General features: G+C 62.3%; 17 protein-coding genes and 1 riboswitch. Of the genes, 14 read left to right on the plus strand and 3 right to left on the minus strand.

All coding sequences use genetic code 11. The annotated features are described in order from the left end of the window. The first annotated feature begins 6 nt into the window (after positions 1–6). The 4 genes from CTR2_RS10185 (at position 7) to CTR2_RS10200 (ending at position 3,870) form a co-directional block, all read left to right on the plus strand. Positions 7–1,200, plus strand: coding sequence for a phage head morphogenesis protein (locus CTR2_RS10185; protein WP_087084183.1), 1,194 nt, complete (start codon positions 7–9; stop codon positions 1,198–1,200). Next, positions 1,197–1,832, plus strand: a complete 636-nt coding sequence (locus tag CTR2_RS10190) for a phage virion morphogenesis protein (protein WP_087084182.1) — start codon at positions 1,197–1,199, stop codon at positions 1,830–1,832. The genes CTR2_RS10185 and CTR2_RS10190 overlap by 4 nt, the downstream gene beginning before the upstream one ends. A gap of 46 nt (positions 1,833–1,878) precedes the next feature. Continuing rightward, positions 1,879–3,228, plus strand: coding sequence for an MFS transporter (locus CTR2_RS10195; RefSeq protein WP_254913393.1), 1,350 nt, complete (start codon positions 1,879–1,881; stop codon positions 3,226–3,228). A gap of 225 nt (positions 3,229–3,453) precedes the next feature. Further along, a complete protein-coding gene (locus tag CTR2_RS10200; protein ID WP_087084181.1) occupies positions 3,454–3,870 on the plus strand; it encodes a hypothetical protein in 417 nt (138 codons plus the stop codon). 248 nt (positions 3,871–4,118) lie between these two features. On the opposite strand, the gene CTR2_RS10205 is transcribed toward CTR2_RS10200, so the two are convergent. From CTR2_RS10205 to CTR2_RS10215, 3 genes are all read right to left on the minus strand, one after another. Beyond that, complete coding sequence (locus tag CTR2_RS10205) at positions 4,119–4,604, minus strand: thermonuclease family protein (protein WP_087084180.1); 486 nt, start codon at positions 4,602–4,604, stop codon at positions 4,119–4,121. Between the two features lie 411 nt (positions 4,605–5,015). After that, on the minus strand, positions 5,016–5,396 hold the full coding sequence (locus tag CTR2_RS10210) for a cell division protein ZapA (protein ID WP_087084179.1): 381 nt from the start codon (positions 5,394–5,396) through the stop codon (positions 5,016–5,018). 40 nt (positions 5,397–5,436) lie between these two features. Continuing rightward, the gene (locus CTR2_RS10215) at positions 5,437–5,646 is read right to left on the minus strand and encodes a hypothetical protein (RefSeq protein WP_003063053.1); all 210 of its coding nucleotides are present in this window, start codon (positions 5,644–5,646) and stop codon (positions 5,437–5,439) included. Positions 5,647–5,887: 241 nt separating this feature from the next. Next, a riboswitch (cobalamin riboswitch) is annotated at positions 5,888–6,128 on the plus strand. 68 nt (positions 6,129–6,196) lie between these two features. Here CTR2_RS10215 and CTR2_RS10220 point away from each other — a divergent pair. Genes CTR2_RS10220 through CTR2_RS10265 form a run of 10 tightly spaced genes read left to right on the plus strand, consistent with a single transcriptional unit; the run spans position 6,197 to position 16,395 of the window. Then, entirely contained in the window at positions 6,197–8,107 is a 1,911-nt protein-coding gene (locus tag CTR2_RS10220; protein WP_087084178.1) for a TonB-dependent receptor domain-containing protein, read from the plus strand. A 6-nt stretch (positions 8,108–8,113) separates the two neighbouring features. Continuing rightward, a complete protein-coding gene (locus tag CTR2_RS10225; RefSeq protein WP_254913392.1) occupies positions 8,114–9,526 on the plus strand; it encodes a cobyrinic acid a,c-diamide synthase CobB in 1,413 nt (470 codons plus the stop codon). Between the two features lie 47 nt (positions 9,527–9,573). Next, the gene (locus CTR2_RS10230) at positions 9,574–10,155 is read left to right on the plus strand and encodes a bifunctional adenosylcobinamide kinase/adenosylcobinamide-phosphate guanylyltransferase (RefSeq protein WP_087084176.1); all 582 of its coding nucleotides are present in this window, start codon (positions 9,574–9,576) and stop codon (positions 10,153–10,155) included. Next, positions 10,152–11,063, plus strand: coding sequence for an ABC transporter substrate-binding protein (locus CTR2_RS10235; protein ID WP_140401056.1), 912 nt, complete (start codon positions 10,152–10,154; stop codon positions 11,061–11,063). The genes CTR2_RS10230 and CTR2_RS10235 overlap by 4 nt, the downstream gene beginning before the upstream one ends. Further along, positions 11,060–12,103 (plus strand): FecCD family ABC transporter permease, encoded by a 1,044-nt coding sequence (locus CTR2_RS10240; protein WP_087084175.1) that lies wholly within the window; start codon positions 11,060–11,062, stop codon positions 12,101–12,103. The genes CTR2_RS10235 and CTR2_RS10240 overlap by 4 nt, the downstream gene beginning before the upstream one ends. Then, entirely contained in the window at positions 12,100–12,897 is a 798-nt protein-coding gene (locus CTR2_RS10245; protein ID WP_087084174.1) for an ABC transporter ATP-binding protein, read from the plus strand. Before CTR2_RS10240 ends, CTR2_RS10245 begins: the two co-directional genes overlap by 4 nt. Positions 12,898–12,957: 60 nt before the next feature. Continuing rightward, the gene (cobO, locus tag CTR2_RS10250) at positions 12,958–13,527 is read left to right on the plus strand and encodes a cob(I)yrinic acid a,c-diamide adenosyltransferase (protein ID WP_087084173.1); all 570 of its coding nucleotides are present in this window, start codon (positions 12,958–12,960) and stop codon (positions 13,525–13,527) included. Between the two features lie 36 nt (positions 13,528–13,563). Continuing rightward, entirely contained in the window at positions 13,564–14,316 is a 753-nt protein-coding gene (bluB, locus tag CTR2_RS10255) for a 5,6-dimethylbenzimidazole synthase (protein ID WP_087084172.1), read from the plus strand. After that, entirely contained in the window at positions 14,313–15,395 is a 1,083-nt protein-coding gene (gene cbiB, locus CTR2_RS10260) for an adenosylcobinamide-phosphate synthase CbiB (RefSeq protein ID WP_087084171.1), read from the plus strand. The genes bluB and cbiB overlap by 4 nt, the downstream gene beginning before the upstream one ends. After that, the gene (locus CTR2_RS10265; RefSeq protein ID WP_087084170.1) at positions 15,388–16,395 is read left to right on the plus strand and encodes an aminotransferase class I/II-fold pyridoxal phosphate-dependent enzyme; all 1,008 of its coding nucleotides are present in this window, start codon (positions 15,388–15,390) and stop codon (positions 16,393–16,395) included. The genes cbiB and CTR2_RS10265 overlap by 8 nt, the downstream gene beginning before the upstream one ends. The last annotated feature ends 42 nt before the right edge of the window (positions 16,396–16,437 follow it).

A 16,437-nucleotide genomic window follows, 5' to 3' on the forward strand; every position in this document is an offset into this window, starting at 1 on the left:
GACGCCATGGCGACCATCGCTGCCAATCTGAAGCTGCAGCCGGCCGACGCAACCGAGTACTTCCGCGCCAAGGGGTTGCAGGTGACCTGGTCGTGGACGGATATGACGCGGGAGGCCCATGCTGCTGCGTTCACCGTGGCCAAGGCCACGACGCTGGATGTGCTGTCCGCGATACGCACCGAGGTGGACAAGGCCATCGGTGAGGGGCAGACCTTCGAGGCTTTCAAGAAGGCTCTGCGCCCGAAGCTGCAGGACCTGGGCTGGTGGGGACGCCAGGAAGTGCTAGATGGCGAGACTGGCGAGCTGACTACGGCCCAGCTGGGCAGCAATCGGCGCCTGCGCACCATCTTCCAGACCAACGTGCAGACTGCTTATATGGCTGGGCGCTACAAGCGCTATCTGGCCGACGTGGATAACCGGCCGTATTGGCGCTATGTGGCCATCCTGGACGGCCGCACGCGGCCCGCCCATCGCGCCCTGCACGGCAAGGTGTGGCGCTGGGATGACCCGATCTGGCAGGTGATCTGGCCGCCCAATGGCTGGGGATGCCGGTGCCGCGTTCAGGCGCTCACAGAGGCTGAATTCCAGGCACTTGGCGTGCCTTTGGAAAATGGCAGCGAGGCCATTAGCACGATCCGAGTGCCGGTCAACAAGGACGGCGACACGATGGATGTGCAAGTCGTGCGCTATATGGACGAACGCGGCCAGCCACGCACGTTCCGGCCAGATCCGGGCTGGGACTACAACCCTGGCGTGGCATCTCAGGCCAACCTGGACCGCGTCATGGCCGGCAAGCTGGAACAGGCAGCGCCTGCCATCAGCCAGGCTGCAGTGCGTGATATGGCGGGCCAGCCGCAGTTTGGTCAATGGTTGCAGGCGCCCACGGGGGCCTGGCCGCTTGTATCGGTCCCACCGGCAGATGCACAGTCCATTGGCGCCGCCTCACGCATTGGCACTCTAGCCGGCACCGTGGTGCGGGCTGCAGGATCTGCCTCTGTTGACTATGCGGGTGCGCAGCTGGTGATCGAGCAAGGCATTCTGGTGCGCAGCGCTGGCCAGTTGATCTACGTGCTGCGCCAGGGTGAGACGGTTTCGGTAGTTCGGGCCCAGGCTTCTGGCGACAGCCTGGCGGTGGTCAGCGTGGAGCGGCTCACCTTGGAGCAGGCCATGGCTGACGCCGATATCGCTGCAGCGCTATGAGCGGCCTGATCGACATCATCATTGACATCGGCGATGCCGTTCGCCGGTTGGATCGTGCTGCAGCGATCCTCGACAACCCGACGGATCTTTACCGGGGCATTGCGCAGAGCCTGGAGAGCGTGACAGAGGGCAACTTTGAAGCCCAAGGGCGGCCGCACTGGGCTCCTCTGGCCAAGTCCACTATCCAGGAGCGCACGCGCCGTAACAAAGGCAGCTCCACGCTGATGATGCTGCAGGACAGCGGTATTTTGGCCGCCAGCGTCACGTCCGACTTTGGCGCCGACTTTGCCTTGATTGCAGCCGGCGGCGCGGCCTCAGACTATGCGGCCATCCAGCAGTTTGGTGGCGAGATCAAGCGCGCGGCCTACTCGACCAAGGTACGGCTGCGCACGGATGCCAAGGGCAATCTGCTGCGCCAGGCCGGCAACCCCAACCTGGCTGTGTTTGCCCGCGATAGCCACAAGCGGGCGCGTGAGAGTTGGCATGAGGTCGGCGAGTTCACCATCAAGATCCCGGCGCGGCCATATTTGCCATTTAGCGGCCCGCCCGAGGCTCCTATACTGCAACCCGAGGCCGAGACCTCCATCATGGATGTGGTGGACCGATTTCTACGAGGTGCGTTCGGTCAGTAGTCGGTGTTTTCTGTGGCGAAAGCTAATTGCAGGTTCTTATCCCACCATGGCCCGGCAAGTCCCACCACATCCCGATTTATCTCATCTCTCCCTCTTTCTTTATCTCACTCCCATTCACAATATGCTTGATGGGTTTGACGTGCTGGTGATGGCGTTCACCGCTGCGTCGGTCGCCAGCCAATGGAAGTTAAGTGGCGTACAGCTGGGCTATTTGCTCAGTGCAGGCCTTGTTGGTATGGCCCTGGGTTCCCTGGTTATCGCGCCTTGGGCTGACAGGATAGGCCGACGGCCGCTCATCATGTTATGTATTGCGATCGCTGGCGCTGGCATGCTGGCATCTGCGTATGCACAGTCCGCAGTCCAACTGGGCGCGCTGCGGCTGTTCACCGGTCTGGGGATCGGAGGCATTCTTGCCAGCAGCTATGTGATCGCTGGTGAGTATGCATCTAGTCGCTGGCGTGGCCTGGCCATCAGTTTGCAAGCCACGGCTTATGCCTTGGGGGCCACGATTGGGGGACTGATTGCAACTCAACTCATCCCTAGCCTTGGCTGGCGATCGGTATTCCTGTATGGCGGGGTGGCGACCCTGGTAACCCTGCCGGTCATGTTCTTGTGGTTGCCTGAATCGTTGGATTTTCTGATTGCGAAGCGTCCCTCCAATGCGCTTGGGAAAATGAACATCATTCGATTGAAAGTAGGGCTGGAGCCGCTGGCGCAAATGCCCGCTTTCAATCAGTCGGCAGCAACAGCAGGAACGAGCCGTGTTGCCAGCTTGCTTGCACCAGGACTTGTCACCTCTACCTTGCTGATCTGGGCCGCCTTTTTTATCGTTATGTTCGGCTTTTACTTTGTAATGAGCTGGACGCCCAAGTTGCTGGTGACAGCAGGATTGTCCAATCAGCAAGGGATCACTGGTGGTGTTTTGCTCAATGTAGGAGGCATTGTCGGTACCTCGCTAATTGGTTTTCTTGCAGCAAAGTACCGCCTGTCCCGCGTGCTCATGCTCTACCTCGTCATAAACGCAGCATTGATGTGCGCGTTTGTGAGCTTGCTTGGCAGCTTGGGTATGGCATTCGCTACGGCCTTGGCCATTGGCGTGTTTGTCAACGGATGCGTGGCTGGCCTCTATGCGTTGACACCAAACATCTACACAGCGACGCAGCGCGTTACAGGGCTCGGGTGGGCAATCGGCGTTGGACGCATCGGCGCTATTGTCTCGCCGCTGGTAGCGGGCAAGCTCATTGACGCCAGCTGGAAGCCGGACCAGCTCTTTTCGCTCTATGGTCTTGTCTTCTTGGGTGCAGCATTAGCCGTTTATCAACTACAGCGCAGGAATACGGCTTCAACTGCGCCTCAGCCATTGGTGATGCATGATGCCCCTGAAACAGTCGATTGATATGAATTTCTGACCGACTGCTCCTGGCCGGTAGCACTATTTCGTGGACCTGGCTGAAAAAGAAAGCTAAGCTGTCCGATCTGGCTCACCTATCGGTGTGTTTGCTTCCTTGTTCATGCTTGCGCTCACACTATCGGCCAGAAGTAGGCATGTGATTCAGTGAGTACCGTATGCATACTGATGCACAACCCTCCGAAATTCTGAATTGAAGGGAGTTCATTGCTCATGCTCGTCTCAGCCAAGGCTATCGGTTTGATCTGCACTGGCGTGGCGGCAGCTTGGCTGATACGCAATCTAAGCAGATTGCCTGAGCCGTTTCAGAGTCGTAGATGCCAGGGCGTTAAGTGGCATTGGGCATTTCCTCATGCAGCGAAGAATGACATACGCTCATTTCTAAGCATGTTTACTCGTGCATTTGGATTCCCGGAAAAGAAACAACTGTCTTTCGAGCCCGCAGACACTTTTTTGGGGATCTATCGCAGCCTGTATCCATACAAGTGGATGCCGGATGCTTTAGAGCTTGAGACTTTTGCATCGATGCTCAAGAAAACGTATGGCATCAGTCTTGCTGATGTTTGGAGTGAAAAACTGACACTCGGAAAGCTGTTCTCTCTTACCCAGAATAAAACGGGCCTTGAGTGAAACCGCATGCCTGCTTAGGCCGCAAGTTCTTGTTTGAGCGACGTGATAGCGGACTTTCGGGAGTGCATAGGGCGTCAACTGATTGCCACAGTGAAACCTGTCAGTGGAGCAACCCCAGTGCGAGGGCTCGGGTGACTGCACTGGACCTGTGATCGAGAGGTTGCAATGTAGTCATGAGTAGCAACCATCGCTGCTCAGCGGGTAATGGCATGAAAAGCTCAATCTGCTCCGACAGGGCGACAACCGACTTAGGGTTTGCAAAGACCCGCGCGAGTACGCTGATTGCAAGGCGCAGCCGGATCAGGATCGCGCCACAGCCCGACTTTGCGTGCTATGGCCTCTTGCTCGGCAAACTCATACTGTCCACGCGCCTGAGGAGACTGCACGTGGTCACAGGCGCGGTACCACCAGGCCATGCCTTGGGTGATCATGGCCAGGCCAGCATCGAGCGTGCGCGGCCCGTTGGGTGCTGATGCGGGCGTTACCCAAACAGAGCAGACCTGTCGCTGGTACCGATCTGTCTTGGTGCAGCGCAGTTCGGCTTCCTTACGAAATGTCAGCTCAGCCAATGCTTGTCGGGCGCTCTCGCCGAATGGCTGCTTGCGCTCGGGTGCATCGATGCTCTGCAGCCTGACCGTGACCTGCTCATAAGCGCCAGGCTCACCACAGCGGACGGTCAGGGTGTGGCCGTCGGAGATGCCGATGACGAGGCAGAGAAGGGGAGCGGCAAGCATGGCTTCAGTCTATTGGGCAAGAAAAAGGCCCGCAATGCGGGCCAATCATCAATCCAGATAGATGCACAAGTTGTTGATTTCAATTGCCTGCGATTGCTCGGCTTTGTTTGATTCTTCAGGCCGTCTTCGTGGCTGGAAAGCAAGCAAATCAACAGCTTGTGTGTGTAAAGGTGTCTGCAAATGCCACCGGTTCGTCATCCTGAACCGGGGGTTCAGGTGGGCAAGAGCAACCTATCGTTGGGTTCATCTGACGCGAGACGATCACGCTCAATAGGTGATTTATCAAGCCCATGCTCGTTGAGCATTGGTTCAAGGAAATATAAAAACCGGCAGATTTGCAGACGGTTTTATTCTAACGGGTATTGGCAGTCGCGCGGAGGTCATGACTGCTTTGCTGCTGAGGTTACCTGATCAGAGCAGCCTGGCGTCAGCATCCAGTGCCTGATCGAGCTTGAGCACCAGTTGTTCGGCAAGCTCCTGCTGGCGCTGCAGCTCAGCCTGGGCAGCCTCATTGACCTCGGGGGGCGTGAACTGTTCCTGAGCAAGCGTCTGCATTTCTGCCTGGGCGTTGGCCATAAGGGCTTGCTGGGCATCGCGGTCAAGCACGTCGAAAGCCATATTGAGGGCTGCCAGCACTGCCACACGCTCGCGCGAGCGGACTTTGCCGCTGTCACGGATGCGGGTCATGGCGTCGTCCACGCGGCGAACGGCTTCCTGCACACGTTCTTCTTGACCATCGGGGCAGGTCAGCACATAGCTTTGCTGCATGATTTGCACATCGATCTGCTTCATGGGCGTCAGTGGCGGGTCTGGTGATGGAGGGTGACGGCTGTCACTCTCCCTGGTTGGCGGGCAGGCGTTCGATCAATGCATCGACGCGCGCACGTGCGGCCTGCAGGCGCAGACGCAGCAAATCGCGCTCTTGCGTCAGAGCGATGACCTGATCGGTGAGCAGGGTGTTGGTGCGCTGCAGTTCCTCGTGGCGCACCAGCAGACGCTCTACGCGCTCGGCAATGAGATCAAGAGAGGGCTGGGTGGTCATAGACTCTGCCATTGTAGGTCTTGCAGTCCGTGGGTGAGTATAAATGTGCAGGCAAATTCAGCAGTTTGCGCCAGAGCACAGGCTGCTTGACTATCGCAATCGTAAAACTGCAATATTTCTCTCAAAATCGTAGCGTGCTGCACAAGTTCTGTGTGCCTCAAACGCATGTTTAAGGTAAAAAATCGTCACCTGAACCGCGCGAGGCTACTTCGAATGAAGGATTCGCGTCGCGTGGCGCTCATTACAATGGGCGCCTGTTGGTGCTCGAGACTGCTTTTCTGTGGTCTCAGTTCAACGGGAAGCAGGGAGGGGCTGGTCAGACGCACTGGCACTCCGAACCTGCGCTGCCCCCGCAACGGTCGGCGAATGGAATGCTGTGGCATTCCGCCTTTTTCCCCATGGCCACTGGCGCTGCGCGCTGGGAAGGCCGGCAAGAGGATGATTCGCCTAGCCCGGATACCGGCCAACATGGGTTGCCTGCATTCTGTGCAGGTATGTTTGCTCAATGTCGGCGGGTAGGCTGATGTGGGCGTATTCAAGTGTGCTTTCCATGAGTCCGCAATCTTCGTCCCTGCGCATGGCGCAGGTGGCTTCGCGCGCACGCGCATCGTTTGTTCTCCGTCCCACTCTTCTGGCATCTGCGTTGGCAGTGGCGTTTGCCGCACAGGCTCAGTCAGCTGCACAGGCCGATGCGGTGCAGATGAAAGAAACCGTGGTCACCGCCAATCGCATCGAGCAGCCTTTGTCCGATCTGGTGGCCGATATGTCGGTGGTGGGCCGTGAAACGATTGAAACGGCGGGTGCCGTGGGTGTGGCCGATGTGCTTTCGCGTCTGCCGGGTGTGCAAATGGTGCGCAACGGCGGCGCTGGCTCGACCACCAGCGTCTATCTGCGCGGTGCCGACACGCGCTTCACTGCCGTCTATATCGATGGCGTGCGCGTGGACTCTCAGTCCACGGGCGGGGCCTCCTGGCAGGATATTCCGCTGGAAGCGATCGACCGAATTGAAGTGTTGCGAGGCCCGGCGGCGGCTGTCTACGGCTCTGACGCCATCGGCGGCGTGGTGCAGATTTTCACCAAAAAAGGCGAGGGCAAAGCCAAGCCCTATGTGGGCCTGGGCTGGGGCAGTCGTGGCACGGTGAAGGCTCAGGCCGGCGTCAGCGGCGGCGTCGCGGGCTGGGACTATAGCCTGGGTGTTTCGCATGCCAGCAGCAACGGCTTCAATGCCAAGACCTCTGCGGGCTTCAATCCCGATGCCGATGGTTATCGCAACAATGCCTTCAACGGGCGTGTGGGCTACCAGATCAACAACAATCAACGTGTTGAAGCCACGGCTCTGACCAGCTACATGAATGCGGGTTATGACGCCACCGTCTCCAAGACCAGCCCCATGGCTGACGACCGCAGCATCTACAAGATGAATGCGGTCGGCCTGAACTGGCTGGCCAAGTGGAGCGATGTGTACAGCACGCGCCTTCAGTACACGCAGTCACGCGATTTCTACCAGACCAAGCCCAGCGTCTATGAAACCGACACACGCTTGCACAGCTATCTGTTCCAGAACGAGTGGCGGTTGGGAGCGCAGACTGTGACGGCCGCGCTGGAACGCCGTGAGGACAAGCTGGTCAACAACGGCCTGGATATCGGCAGCCGCAATCGCTCCCAGAACGCACTGGCACTGGGCTATGGCCTGCATGCTGGCAAGCACACGCTGCAGCTCAACGCCCGTCATGACCGTGACAGCGAGTTCGGCGGCCACACCACGGGCAGCGCTGCGTATGGCTATGAGTTCATGCCCAACTGGCGCGCAACCGCATCGGCCGGCACTGCCTTTCGCGCACCTACGCTCTATCAGCGCTTCAGCCAATATGGCGATGCCAGCCTGTCGCCCGAAAAAGGCCGCAATGTGGAACTGGGCCTGAAATGGGGCAAGGGCAGCGACAGCTTCTCGGCCACGCTTTATCGCAACAATGTCTCCAATCTCATCAACTATGTGGGTGGGACGGGCACCTGTGCGGGCAATACCGGCCAATACGGCGGCTGCTATGCCAACGTGGCCAAGGCCCGTTACGAAGGCATCACCCTGGCCGCCACCACCCGCTTGGGCATGGTGAATCTGCAAGGTTCGGTGGACTTCCAGGATCCGCGCGATACCGATAAGGATCTGCAACTGGCTCGCCGCTCCAAGCGTTACGCCAATCTGTCTGCCGACACCACACTGGCCGGCTGGAGGCTGGGCGCCGAAATGCAGGCCGCCGGAAAGCGCTTTGACGATGCTGCCAACAAGACCGTGCTGGGCGGTTACACGCTCTGGAATCTGAGTGCACAAAAGCAGCTGACACGTGAATGGAGCCTGGTGGCGCGCATCAACAATCTGGCTGACAAGCGCTATGAGCTGGCCCGAACCTATGCCACCGAAGGCCGCAGCGGCTATATCGGGGTGAAGTGGGAAGCCAGGTAAGAGGCCATGACAGTCACCGCAATGCATGAAGCAGGGCTGCGCTGTCCTGCGCTCTTGATCAGTGCTCCGGCCTCCGGCCAGGGAAAGACCACCATCACGGCAGCCCTGGCTCGCCTGCATGCGCGCCAGGGACGCAAGGTGCGCGTGTTCAAGTGCGGGCCGGATTTTCTGGACCCTTACTGGCATGAGCTGGCAAGTGGTTCGCCCGTGCATTCGGTAGATTTGTGGATGACGGGCGAGGCGGATGTGCGCCAGCGCCTGCATGAGGCGGCCCAGGAGGCCGACCTGATTCTTGTCGAAGGCGTGATGGGCCTGTTCGACGGCAACTTCAGCGCGGGCGATCTGGCGCAGTTGCTGGGGCTGCCCGTGCTGGCCGTGGTTGATGCCTCGGCCATGGCGGGCACTTTCGGGGCGCTGGCCTACGGCTTGCAGCATTACCAGGCCGGCCTGCGCTGGGCCGGCATGCTGGCCAACCGGGTGGCTACGGCTCACCATGCCGATCTGCTCAGGCAAGGCCTGCGCGACCAGTCACTGTGGCTGGGGGCCATGCCCGGGGTGCAACTGGGCGATGCGGCAGTCAAGGCAAGGTCTGCGGCGCTGCTGCCCGAGCGCCATCTGGGCCTGATCGCCGCCCACGAGCTTAGCGATGCCCTGCAGCGCCTGGATGCCGCAGCCGATGCCCTGGCCCAGACGCCGCTGGGGCAACGGGCCTGGAGCTCGGACGACGGTCAGCCCAGCTGGCAGGACTGGTGCGTGGACTTTACCGCGCCCGACACTGACGCGGCTCAGCCTCGGCTGGAGCCCTGGCTGAGTGGCCGTCACATTGCCATTGCGCGTGATGCGGCGTTTTCGTTTATCTATCCCGCCAATCTGGACTGTCTGCGTGCCATGGGGGCAGAGCTGTGCTTTTTCTCGCCGCTGGCTGGCGAGGCGCTGCCGCCCTGCGATGCGATCTGGCTGCCCGGCGGTTATCCGGAACTGCATGCGCGGGCCCTGCATGAGAGTCGGCAGTTGCGCGACGGCATTGCCGAGCATATGGCGCAGGGCAAGCCGGTCTGGGCCGAGTGCGGCGGCATGCTGGCCCTGTGTGACGGAGTGACCGCCCTGGACGGCAGTACCCAGCCCATGTGGGGGCTGCTGCCCGGTCAGGTCGTCATGCAAAGCCGGCTTGGCGGTCTGGGCATGCAGCAGCTGGCACTGGATGCGGGCTTGCTGCGCGGTCATACCTTTCACTACACAAGGCTGGAGACAGCCATGCCGGTGCTCACGCGCAGCAGCCGCCCCGGGGCGGCCGTGCAGGCCGACCGTGGCGAGGCGCTGTATCAGCATGGCAGTGTGCGGGCCAGTTACTTTCATGCCTGGTTTCCGTCCTGCCCGTCGGCTGTGGCGGCGCTTTTTGGCGCAACAATCGAAGGCTGAGCCTTTAGTCCATCACCATGAGCCCTGCAAGCACAGTCTCCTTCGTCATGCCGCGTACCCAGCTGATTCTCGGCGGGCAGAAAAGTGGCAAATCCCGTCGCGCAGAGTTGCTGGCGCACCAGTGGCTGCAGGCGGATGCCGGGCATCAGGCAGCGCTGGTGGCCACCGGCCAGGCCTGGGATGCGGAAATGAGCGAGCGCATTGCACGCCACCAGCGTGACCGTGCCGAGCGCGTGCCCGGCATGCAGACCATAGAGGAGCCGCGCGAGCTGGCCCAGGTGCTGGCCCTGCACAGCAGCCCGCAGCGGCTGCTGGTGATTGATTGCCTGACCTTGTGGCTGACGAACTGGTTGATGCCGGTGCAGGCTGAGAATTTGAAAGGAAATCAGCCTCAATCCATTGACTGGAAAGAGCAGCTAGTTCTCTTTTTGAAAGCGCTGGATGAAGCCGCCGGCCCCGTCATTCTGGTGGGGAACGAGATTGGCTTGGGCGTGATTCCCATGGGCCGCGAAGTGCGCGCCTTTGTCGATGCGCTGGGCTTGCTCAATCAGCAGGCGGCTGCGCATTGCGAAAGCGTCACGCTGATGTGCGCCGGCTTGCCGCTGGCGCTGAAAGGGCCGCAGGCATGAGGGCCACCGTAAAACGGTTTGCCGCTGCTGCGCTGCTTGTTTGCGGCCTGGCCGGGGCTTTGTCGGTGGCGGCGCAACCCGTGCAGATTTCCGATGCGCGTGGCGTCCAGGTGCAGCTGGCCAAGCCGCCGCAGCGCATCGTCAGCCTGCTGCCCTCGCTGACCGAGAGCCTGTGCGCGCTGGGCGGCTGCGAGCGTCTGGTGGGGGTGGATCGCTATTCCAACTGGCCAGCCCATGTGAAGACCTTGCCCGTGGTGGGTGGTGGGCTGGATCCGAACATCGAGAGCATTGTGGCGCTCAAGCCCGATCTGGTGCTGGTTTCCATGGCATCACGGGCCATTGCACGAATGGAGGCGCTGGGTCTCAAGGTGGTGGCGCTGGAGCCGCGCACCCACGAGGAAGCGCGCACTGTGATGCAGAAGCTGGGCCAGCTGCTGGCCTTGCCGCCAGCCCAGGGCGCAGACCGCGTCTGGGCCGGAATCGAAGCCGACCTGAACAAGGCCGCAGCCAGCGTGCCCGATGCCATGCGCGGTCAGCGTGTTTACTTTGAAGCCAGCCGTGGCCCCTACGCCGCCGGTGAAAAGTCCTTTATCGGCCAGACACTGGCGCGGCTGCAGCTGCGCAATGTGATCGATGCCAGGCAAGGACCGTTTCCGCGCCTGAACCCCGAATATGTGGTCAAGCTGGACCCGGACATTCTGATGGCCGGCGAGCGGTCCTGGAAAACCGGTGTGCCGGAATACCCGGGCTGGGCCCAGATGCGGGCGGTGAAGCAGGGCGCGATCTGCGCCTTCACGCCCGAGCAATCCGACATTCTGGTGCGCCCCGGCCCGCGCATGGCGGAGGGGGCGCAGATCATCGTCCAGTGTCTGCAGCGTCTGGCGGCGAGGCAGGGCAAGAGCCCATGAAAGCCAGCATCTCCAGTCATCACCGCAGGGGGCAGCGCGGGCTGGCCACTGCCTGGCTGCTGCTGTGGCTGACGCTGGCTGCGGCTTTGCTGGCGCTGCTGGGCGCGGGTATCGGCAGCACCGGGTTCGAGAGCGTGCTGCATGCCCGGCATGACCCACTGGCCTGGCAGATCGTGATGGACATTCGTCTGCCGCGCACGGCTGCCGCGTTGCTGGCTGGCGGCCTGCTGGGGTTGGCGGGAGCGATTGCTCAGGGTGTGTTTCGCAATCCCCTGGCGGACCCTTATCTGTTGGGCAGTGCCTCGGGCGCGTCGCTGGGCGTGGCGCTGGCCATGGCTGCCCTGGGTGTCTCGCCCTTCGCTCTGGCCGGCCTGGCCCGCTGGGGCGTGACGGGTGCGGCTTTTGCCGGTGCCGTGCTTGCCGTGGTGCTGACCCTGGTGCTGGCCAAGGGCGTGCAGAACACCATGCGCCTGCTGCTGGCCGGTGTGGTGGTGGGCGTGGTGCTAGGCGCCGCCGCATCGCTGGTATTGTTGATGAACCCCGACATCATGCAGGCCATGCAATCCTTCATGCTGGGCAGCACGGCCTTTGCGGGCTGGAATGCCTGCGCACTCATGCTGTGGGTGCTGCTGCCCGCGCTGCTGCTGGCCTGCTGCCTGAGCCGCGTGCTCGACGGGCTGGCACTCGGCGAGGCCACGGCCCATAGTCTGGGCCTGCCGCTGGCGCCGCTGCGTCTGTTGCTGATCGTGCTGCTGGCTCTGGCCACGGGCACCGCCGTGGCGCAGACCGGCCTGATCGCTTTTGTAGGCCTGGCTGCACCTCATCTGGTGCGTTCCATGGTGCGTGCGCTGTACCGCTGGCTGCTGGCACTCAGCAGTCTGATGGGAGCGGTGCTGCTGCTGGCTGCCGACCTGCTGGCGCGCTGGCTGATCGCACCTCAGGAGCTGCCCGTGGGGGTGCTCACCGCCGTGCTGGGAGGCAGCTATCTGCTCTGGCTGATGCACAAACGTGGCGCCATGCCGTCTGGAGAGGGCGCATGAGCGGCAATGCCGAGACCGGAATCGCTTTGGCGACCGAGGCTCTGAGCGTGCAACTGGGCGAGCGCGAGGTGCTGTGTCAGCTCAGTCTGCAGATTCCCAAAGGCCGCTGGACGGCCATCGTCGGCCCCAATGGCGCGGGTAAGTCCACGCTGCTGCGCGCCATGGCTGGCATGCGTGCCGCCAACCAGCGGCAAAGCGGTGCCGTGTTTTTGCAGGGCCGCAAGCTCGGCGACTGGAATGGCAGAGAGCGTGCCAAGGCACTGGCCTGGCTGGGCCAGAATCAGCCCGTTGCGGCCGATATGGCCGTCTATGACCTGGTCATGCTGGGGCGCTTGCCCCACCAGGGCTGGCTGGCACCGGCCTCGAACGCCGACCGGCAGGCCGTGGAGCAGGCGCTGCGCCAGACCCATGCCTGGGACTGGCGCCAGCGCAGTATAGGCCAGCTATCGGGCGGTGAACGCCAGCGCGTGCTGCTGGCGCGGGCCCTGGCCGTGCAGGCCCGGACCCTCCTGATGGACGAGCCGCTGGCCAATCTTGACCCGCCGCACCAGACCGACTGGATGCTGACGGCCCGCAGTCTGGTGCAGCAAGGCGTGACCCTGGTCAGCGTGCTGCACGAGCTGTCCTTTGCCCTGCTGGCCGACGAGATGGTCGTCATGCAGGCCGGCCGTATCACCCACCAGGGCGCTTGCGGCGATCCTGCCACCCATGCCGCGCTGGAGGCCGTGTTTGACCGGCGCATACAGGTGCGCGAACTCGACGGCCTGTGGCTGGCCCTGCCGCGCCTGAGCTGAGCTCGGCCGTAATTTTTGAATTTTTGCCCTTAAGCCCTTGATAGACGAGCGAGAGTAGCTATGAATATTGAAACTCCTCCCACCGAGAAGCCTTACGAAAAGCCCGAGGGCGAGCGCCGCGGCCTGATCATCGTCAACACCGGCAATGGCAAGGGCAAGAGCACGGCCGCCTTTGGTCTGGCCTTTCGTGCCACGGGCCGAGGCAAGGCCGTCAAGGTCTACCAGTTCATGAAGGTGCCGACGGCGCGCTTTGGCGAGCATCGCCTGGCCGAGCAGGTCGGTCTGCCCATCGAAGGGCTGGGCGATGGCTTCAGCTGGAAGAGCAGGGACCTCGATCACTCCGCCCAGCTGGCGCGTGACGGCTGGGAAAAGGCCAAGGCCGATATTCTCTCGGGCGAGCTGTTTCTGGTCGTGCTCGACGAGATCACCTATCCGCTGATCTATGGCTGGCTGCCGCTGCAGGAGGTGCTGGACACGCTCAAGGCACGCCCCAAGGATGTGCATGTCTGCCTGACGGGCCGCCGCTGCCCGCAGGAGATCATCGACATCGCCGACACCGTGACCGAGATGACGCTGATCAAACATGCTTTCCAGGCGGGTATTCCCGCTCAAAGAGGTATCGAAGACTGATGGCTTTTGCCATGTCTGTGGCGCGACAATAGTTCCATGACCGAATCCAAGACCAGCTCCTTCGCGACGATTGCTGCAACGCCTTTTACCGAGGCCGAGCGGGATGCCGTCTACCGCGCCATCTATGAGCGCCGCGACATGCGCCATTTTGCGGGCGGGAAGGTGGCCGACGAGGTCTTGCTGCGCCTGTTGCGTGCAGCGCATCACGCGCCCAGCGTGGGGTTCATGCAGCCCTGGCGCTTTATTCGGGTCAGGAGCGCCGAATTGCGCCTGCAGATCCACGGTCTGATCGAGGAGGAGCGCGTGCGCACCGCCCATGCCCTGGGCGAACGTGAAGAAGACTTCATGAAGCTCAAGGTCCAGGGTGTGCTCGATGCGGCCGAGGTGCTGGTTGTCGCCATGCCGCCGGGACGCGAGGCACATATCTTCGGCCGCCGCACCCTGCCCGAGATGGACATCGCCAGCAGCGCCTGTGCCATCCAGAACCTCTGGCTGGCCGCGCGTGCCGAAGGTCTGGGCATGGGCTGGGTCTCGATTTTCGATCCGCTGGCGCTGGCCAGATTGCTGCAGATGCCTGAAGGCGCCCATCCGCTGGGCGTGCTCTGCCTGGGCCCTGTCGATGCCTACTATGCCGAGCCCATGCTGCAGCAGGAGAAATGGGCCTGCCGGGCACCTCTGGAAGACATGCTGATGGACGATGTCTGGGATGACTCGCGCGTGGTGGCTGCGGCCACCAAGGGCAAGCAGGGTAGTGGGCCGTGCGCCGCGAAGGGCAAAACAGACGCATGACGAGTTTTGGCTGGACTGAGCTGATCGGTCTTTCTCTCAGTCCACTGGCATGGCTTTATCAGACATTTACCGCCGGTGATCTGGCAGCGCTCAACTGGGCTGCCAATGTGCAGGCTGGCTTGCTGGCCGTGTTGGTGGCCCTGCTGCTGGACCGGCTTTGGGGCGAGCCGCCGGTGTGGCTGCACCCCGTGGTGCTGATGGGCAAATTGCTGGGCTGGTCGGGGCAGGTACTTGCACCGCGTGCCGAAGTGCAGAGTGACTATCTGCGGTTTTGCCTGGCAGCGCTTGTCTGGTGTGCACTGGCAGCTCTGTTTTTCATGGTTTATGGCCTGGCCCAGTTCATGCTGGGTTTTGCCCCCTGGTGGCTCTGGGGTCTGGTGATGGGGGTGCTGCTCAAGCCGCTGCTGTCCTGGCGCATGCTCAGGGATGAGGTGCTGGCCGTGGAAGCCGCTCTGCAGCAATCGCTGCCCGCCGGGCGGGAGCGCCTGAGCTGGCTGGTGAGCCGCGACACGACACAGCTGGACGAGGCCACCGTGCGCGAAAGCGCCATCGAGACGCTGGCCGAGAACCTCAGCGACTCCGTGATTGCTCCGCTGTTCTGGTTTGCCGTGGCCGGTTTGCCCGGGGCGGCCGTCTATCGTTTTGCCAATACGGCCGATGCCATGTGGGGCTACCCCGGCTGGCGAGGCCAGGGCGACCGCCGCCGCCACTGGCAATGGGCGGGCAAATGGGCGGCCCGCGCCGACGATGTGCTCAACTGGATTCCGGCGCGCATCACCGCAATGTGGCTGGCGCTGCTGGCTGGCGGCCTGTCCTGGGCCGGTTTGAGGCGCGATGCAGCCGTGACGCCATCGCCCAATGGTGGTTGGCCCATGGGCGCCATGGCGCAGGCAATAGGGGTTCAGCTTTCCAAACCCGGCGTCTATCGACTCAACCCGCAGGGGCGGGCACCGCAGGCGGTTGATCTGGAGATGTCTGTAAGATTTGCATCAAAAGTGATTGCAGTGCATGTCCTGATTGCGTTAGCAGCTATGATTTTGATTGTTGTGTGGAGAGGATGGCTGCTTGCCAATGTTTGATGTGAATGCGGCAGCCATGCATGGCGGTACCGATGCGCTGGGCGTTCCGGCGCATGATTTTTCGACCAATCGCAATGCCTGCGGGCCTTGTCCCATGGCCGTGAAGGCGCTGCAGGCTGCCCATGTCGCGCAGTACCCCGATCCGCAATACAGGGCATTGCGCGCGCAGCTGGCAGCTTTTCATGGCGTGGCGGTGGAGCGCATCCTGATCGGCGGCAGCAGCAGCGAGCTGATTCATCGCCTCACGCTGCACGCTGTGCGCAGCGGTGCCAAAAGCGTGCAGTTTCCCCAGCATCACTATGGCGACTATCTGCAGGCCGCGCGGGTGTGGCGGCTGGCGTTGTGCCGCCGCACAGAAGCGGCCGTGGCGCCGGTGCTCAGCTGGGCCTGCGAGCCATCAAGCCCGCTGGGGGCGGTGGAAGACGTCTGGCCTGCCTGGCAGCAGCCGCCGGCGCAGAAGGAATGGCGCGTGCTGGACTGCGCCTATCGTCCGCTATGGCTGGAGGAGCAGCCACCCGTGCGCAATTTCGACACGGTCTGGCAACTGTGGACGCCGAATAAGGCTCTGGGCATGACGGGCGTGCGGGCGGCCTATGCGATTGCTCCCCTGCAGGCCGCAGCGGCAGAGCTGCAGGCGCTGAACGCGCTGGCGGCATCCTGGGTGGTGGGCTCGCATGGCGTGGCCATGCTGCAGGCCTGGGTGACGGACGAGGTTCAGCAATGGCTGGCCCACAGCCTGACGACCTTGCGCCGCTGGAAGGCGCAGCAGCTGGCGCTGTGCGAGAGACTGGGCTGGCAGATCGTTCCCGGTCATCAGGCCAATTACTTTGTCGCAAGTCTGCCGCTGGCGGAGCTTGCCGCGCCTCTGGCCGGCCTGCGTGCCCAGGGCATCAAGCTGCGCGACTGTGCAAGCTTTGGTCTGGCCGGCCATGTGCGGCTGGGTGTGCTGCCGCCCGTGTCGCAGGCTGCGCTGGAGCAAGCCTGGAAAAGCATCCAATGACCTTGTCGATCAGACCTGATGGGCGCAAGGCGCTACCATTTC

Source organism: Comamonas thiooxydans (assembly GCF_002157685.2).
GTDB classification, from domain to species: domain Bacteria; phylum Pseudomonadota; class Gammaproteobacteria; order Burkholderiales; family Burkholderiaceae_C; genus Comamonas; species Comamonas testosteroni_H.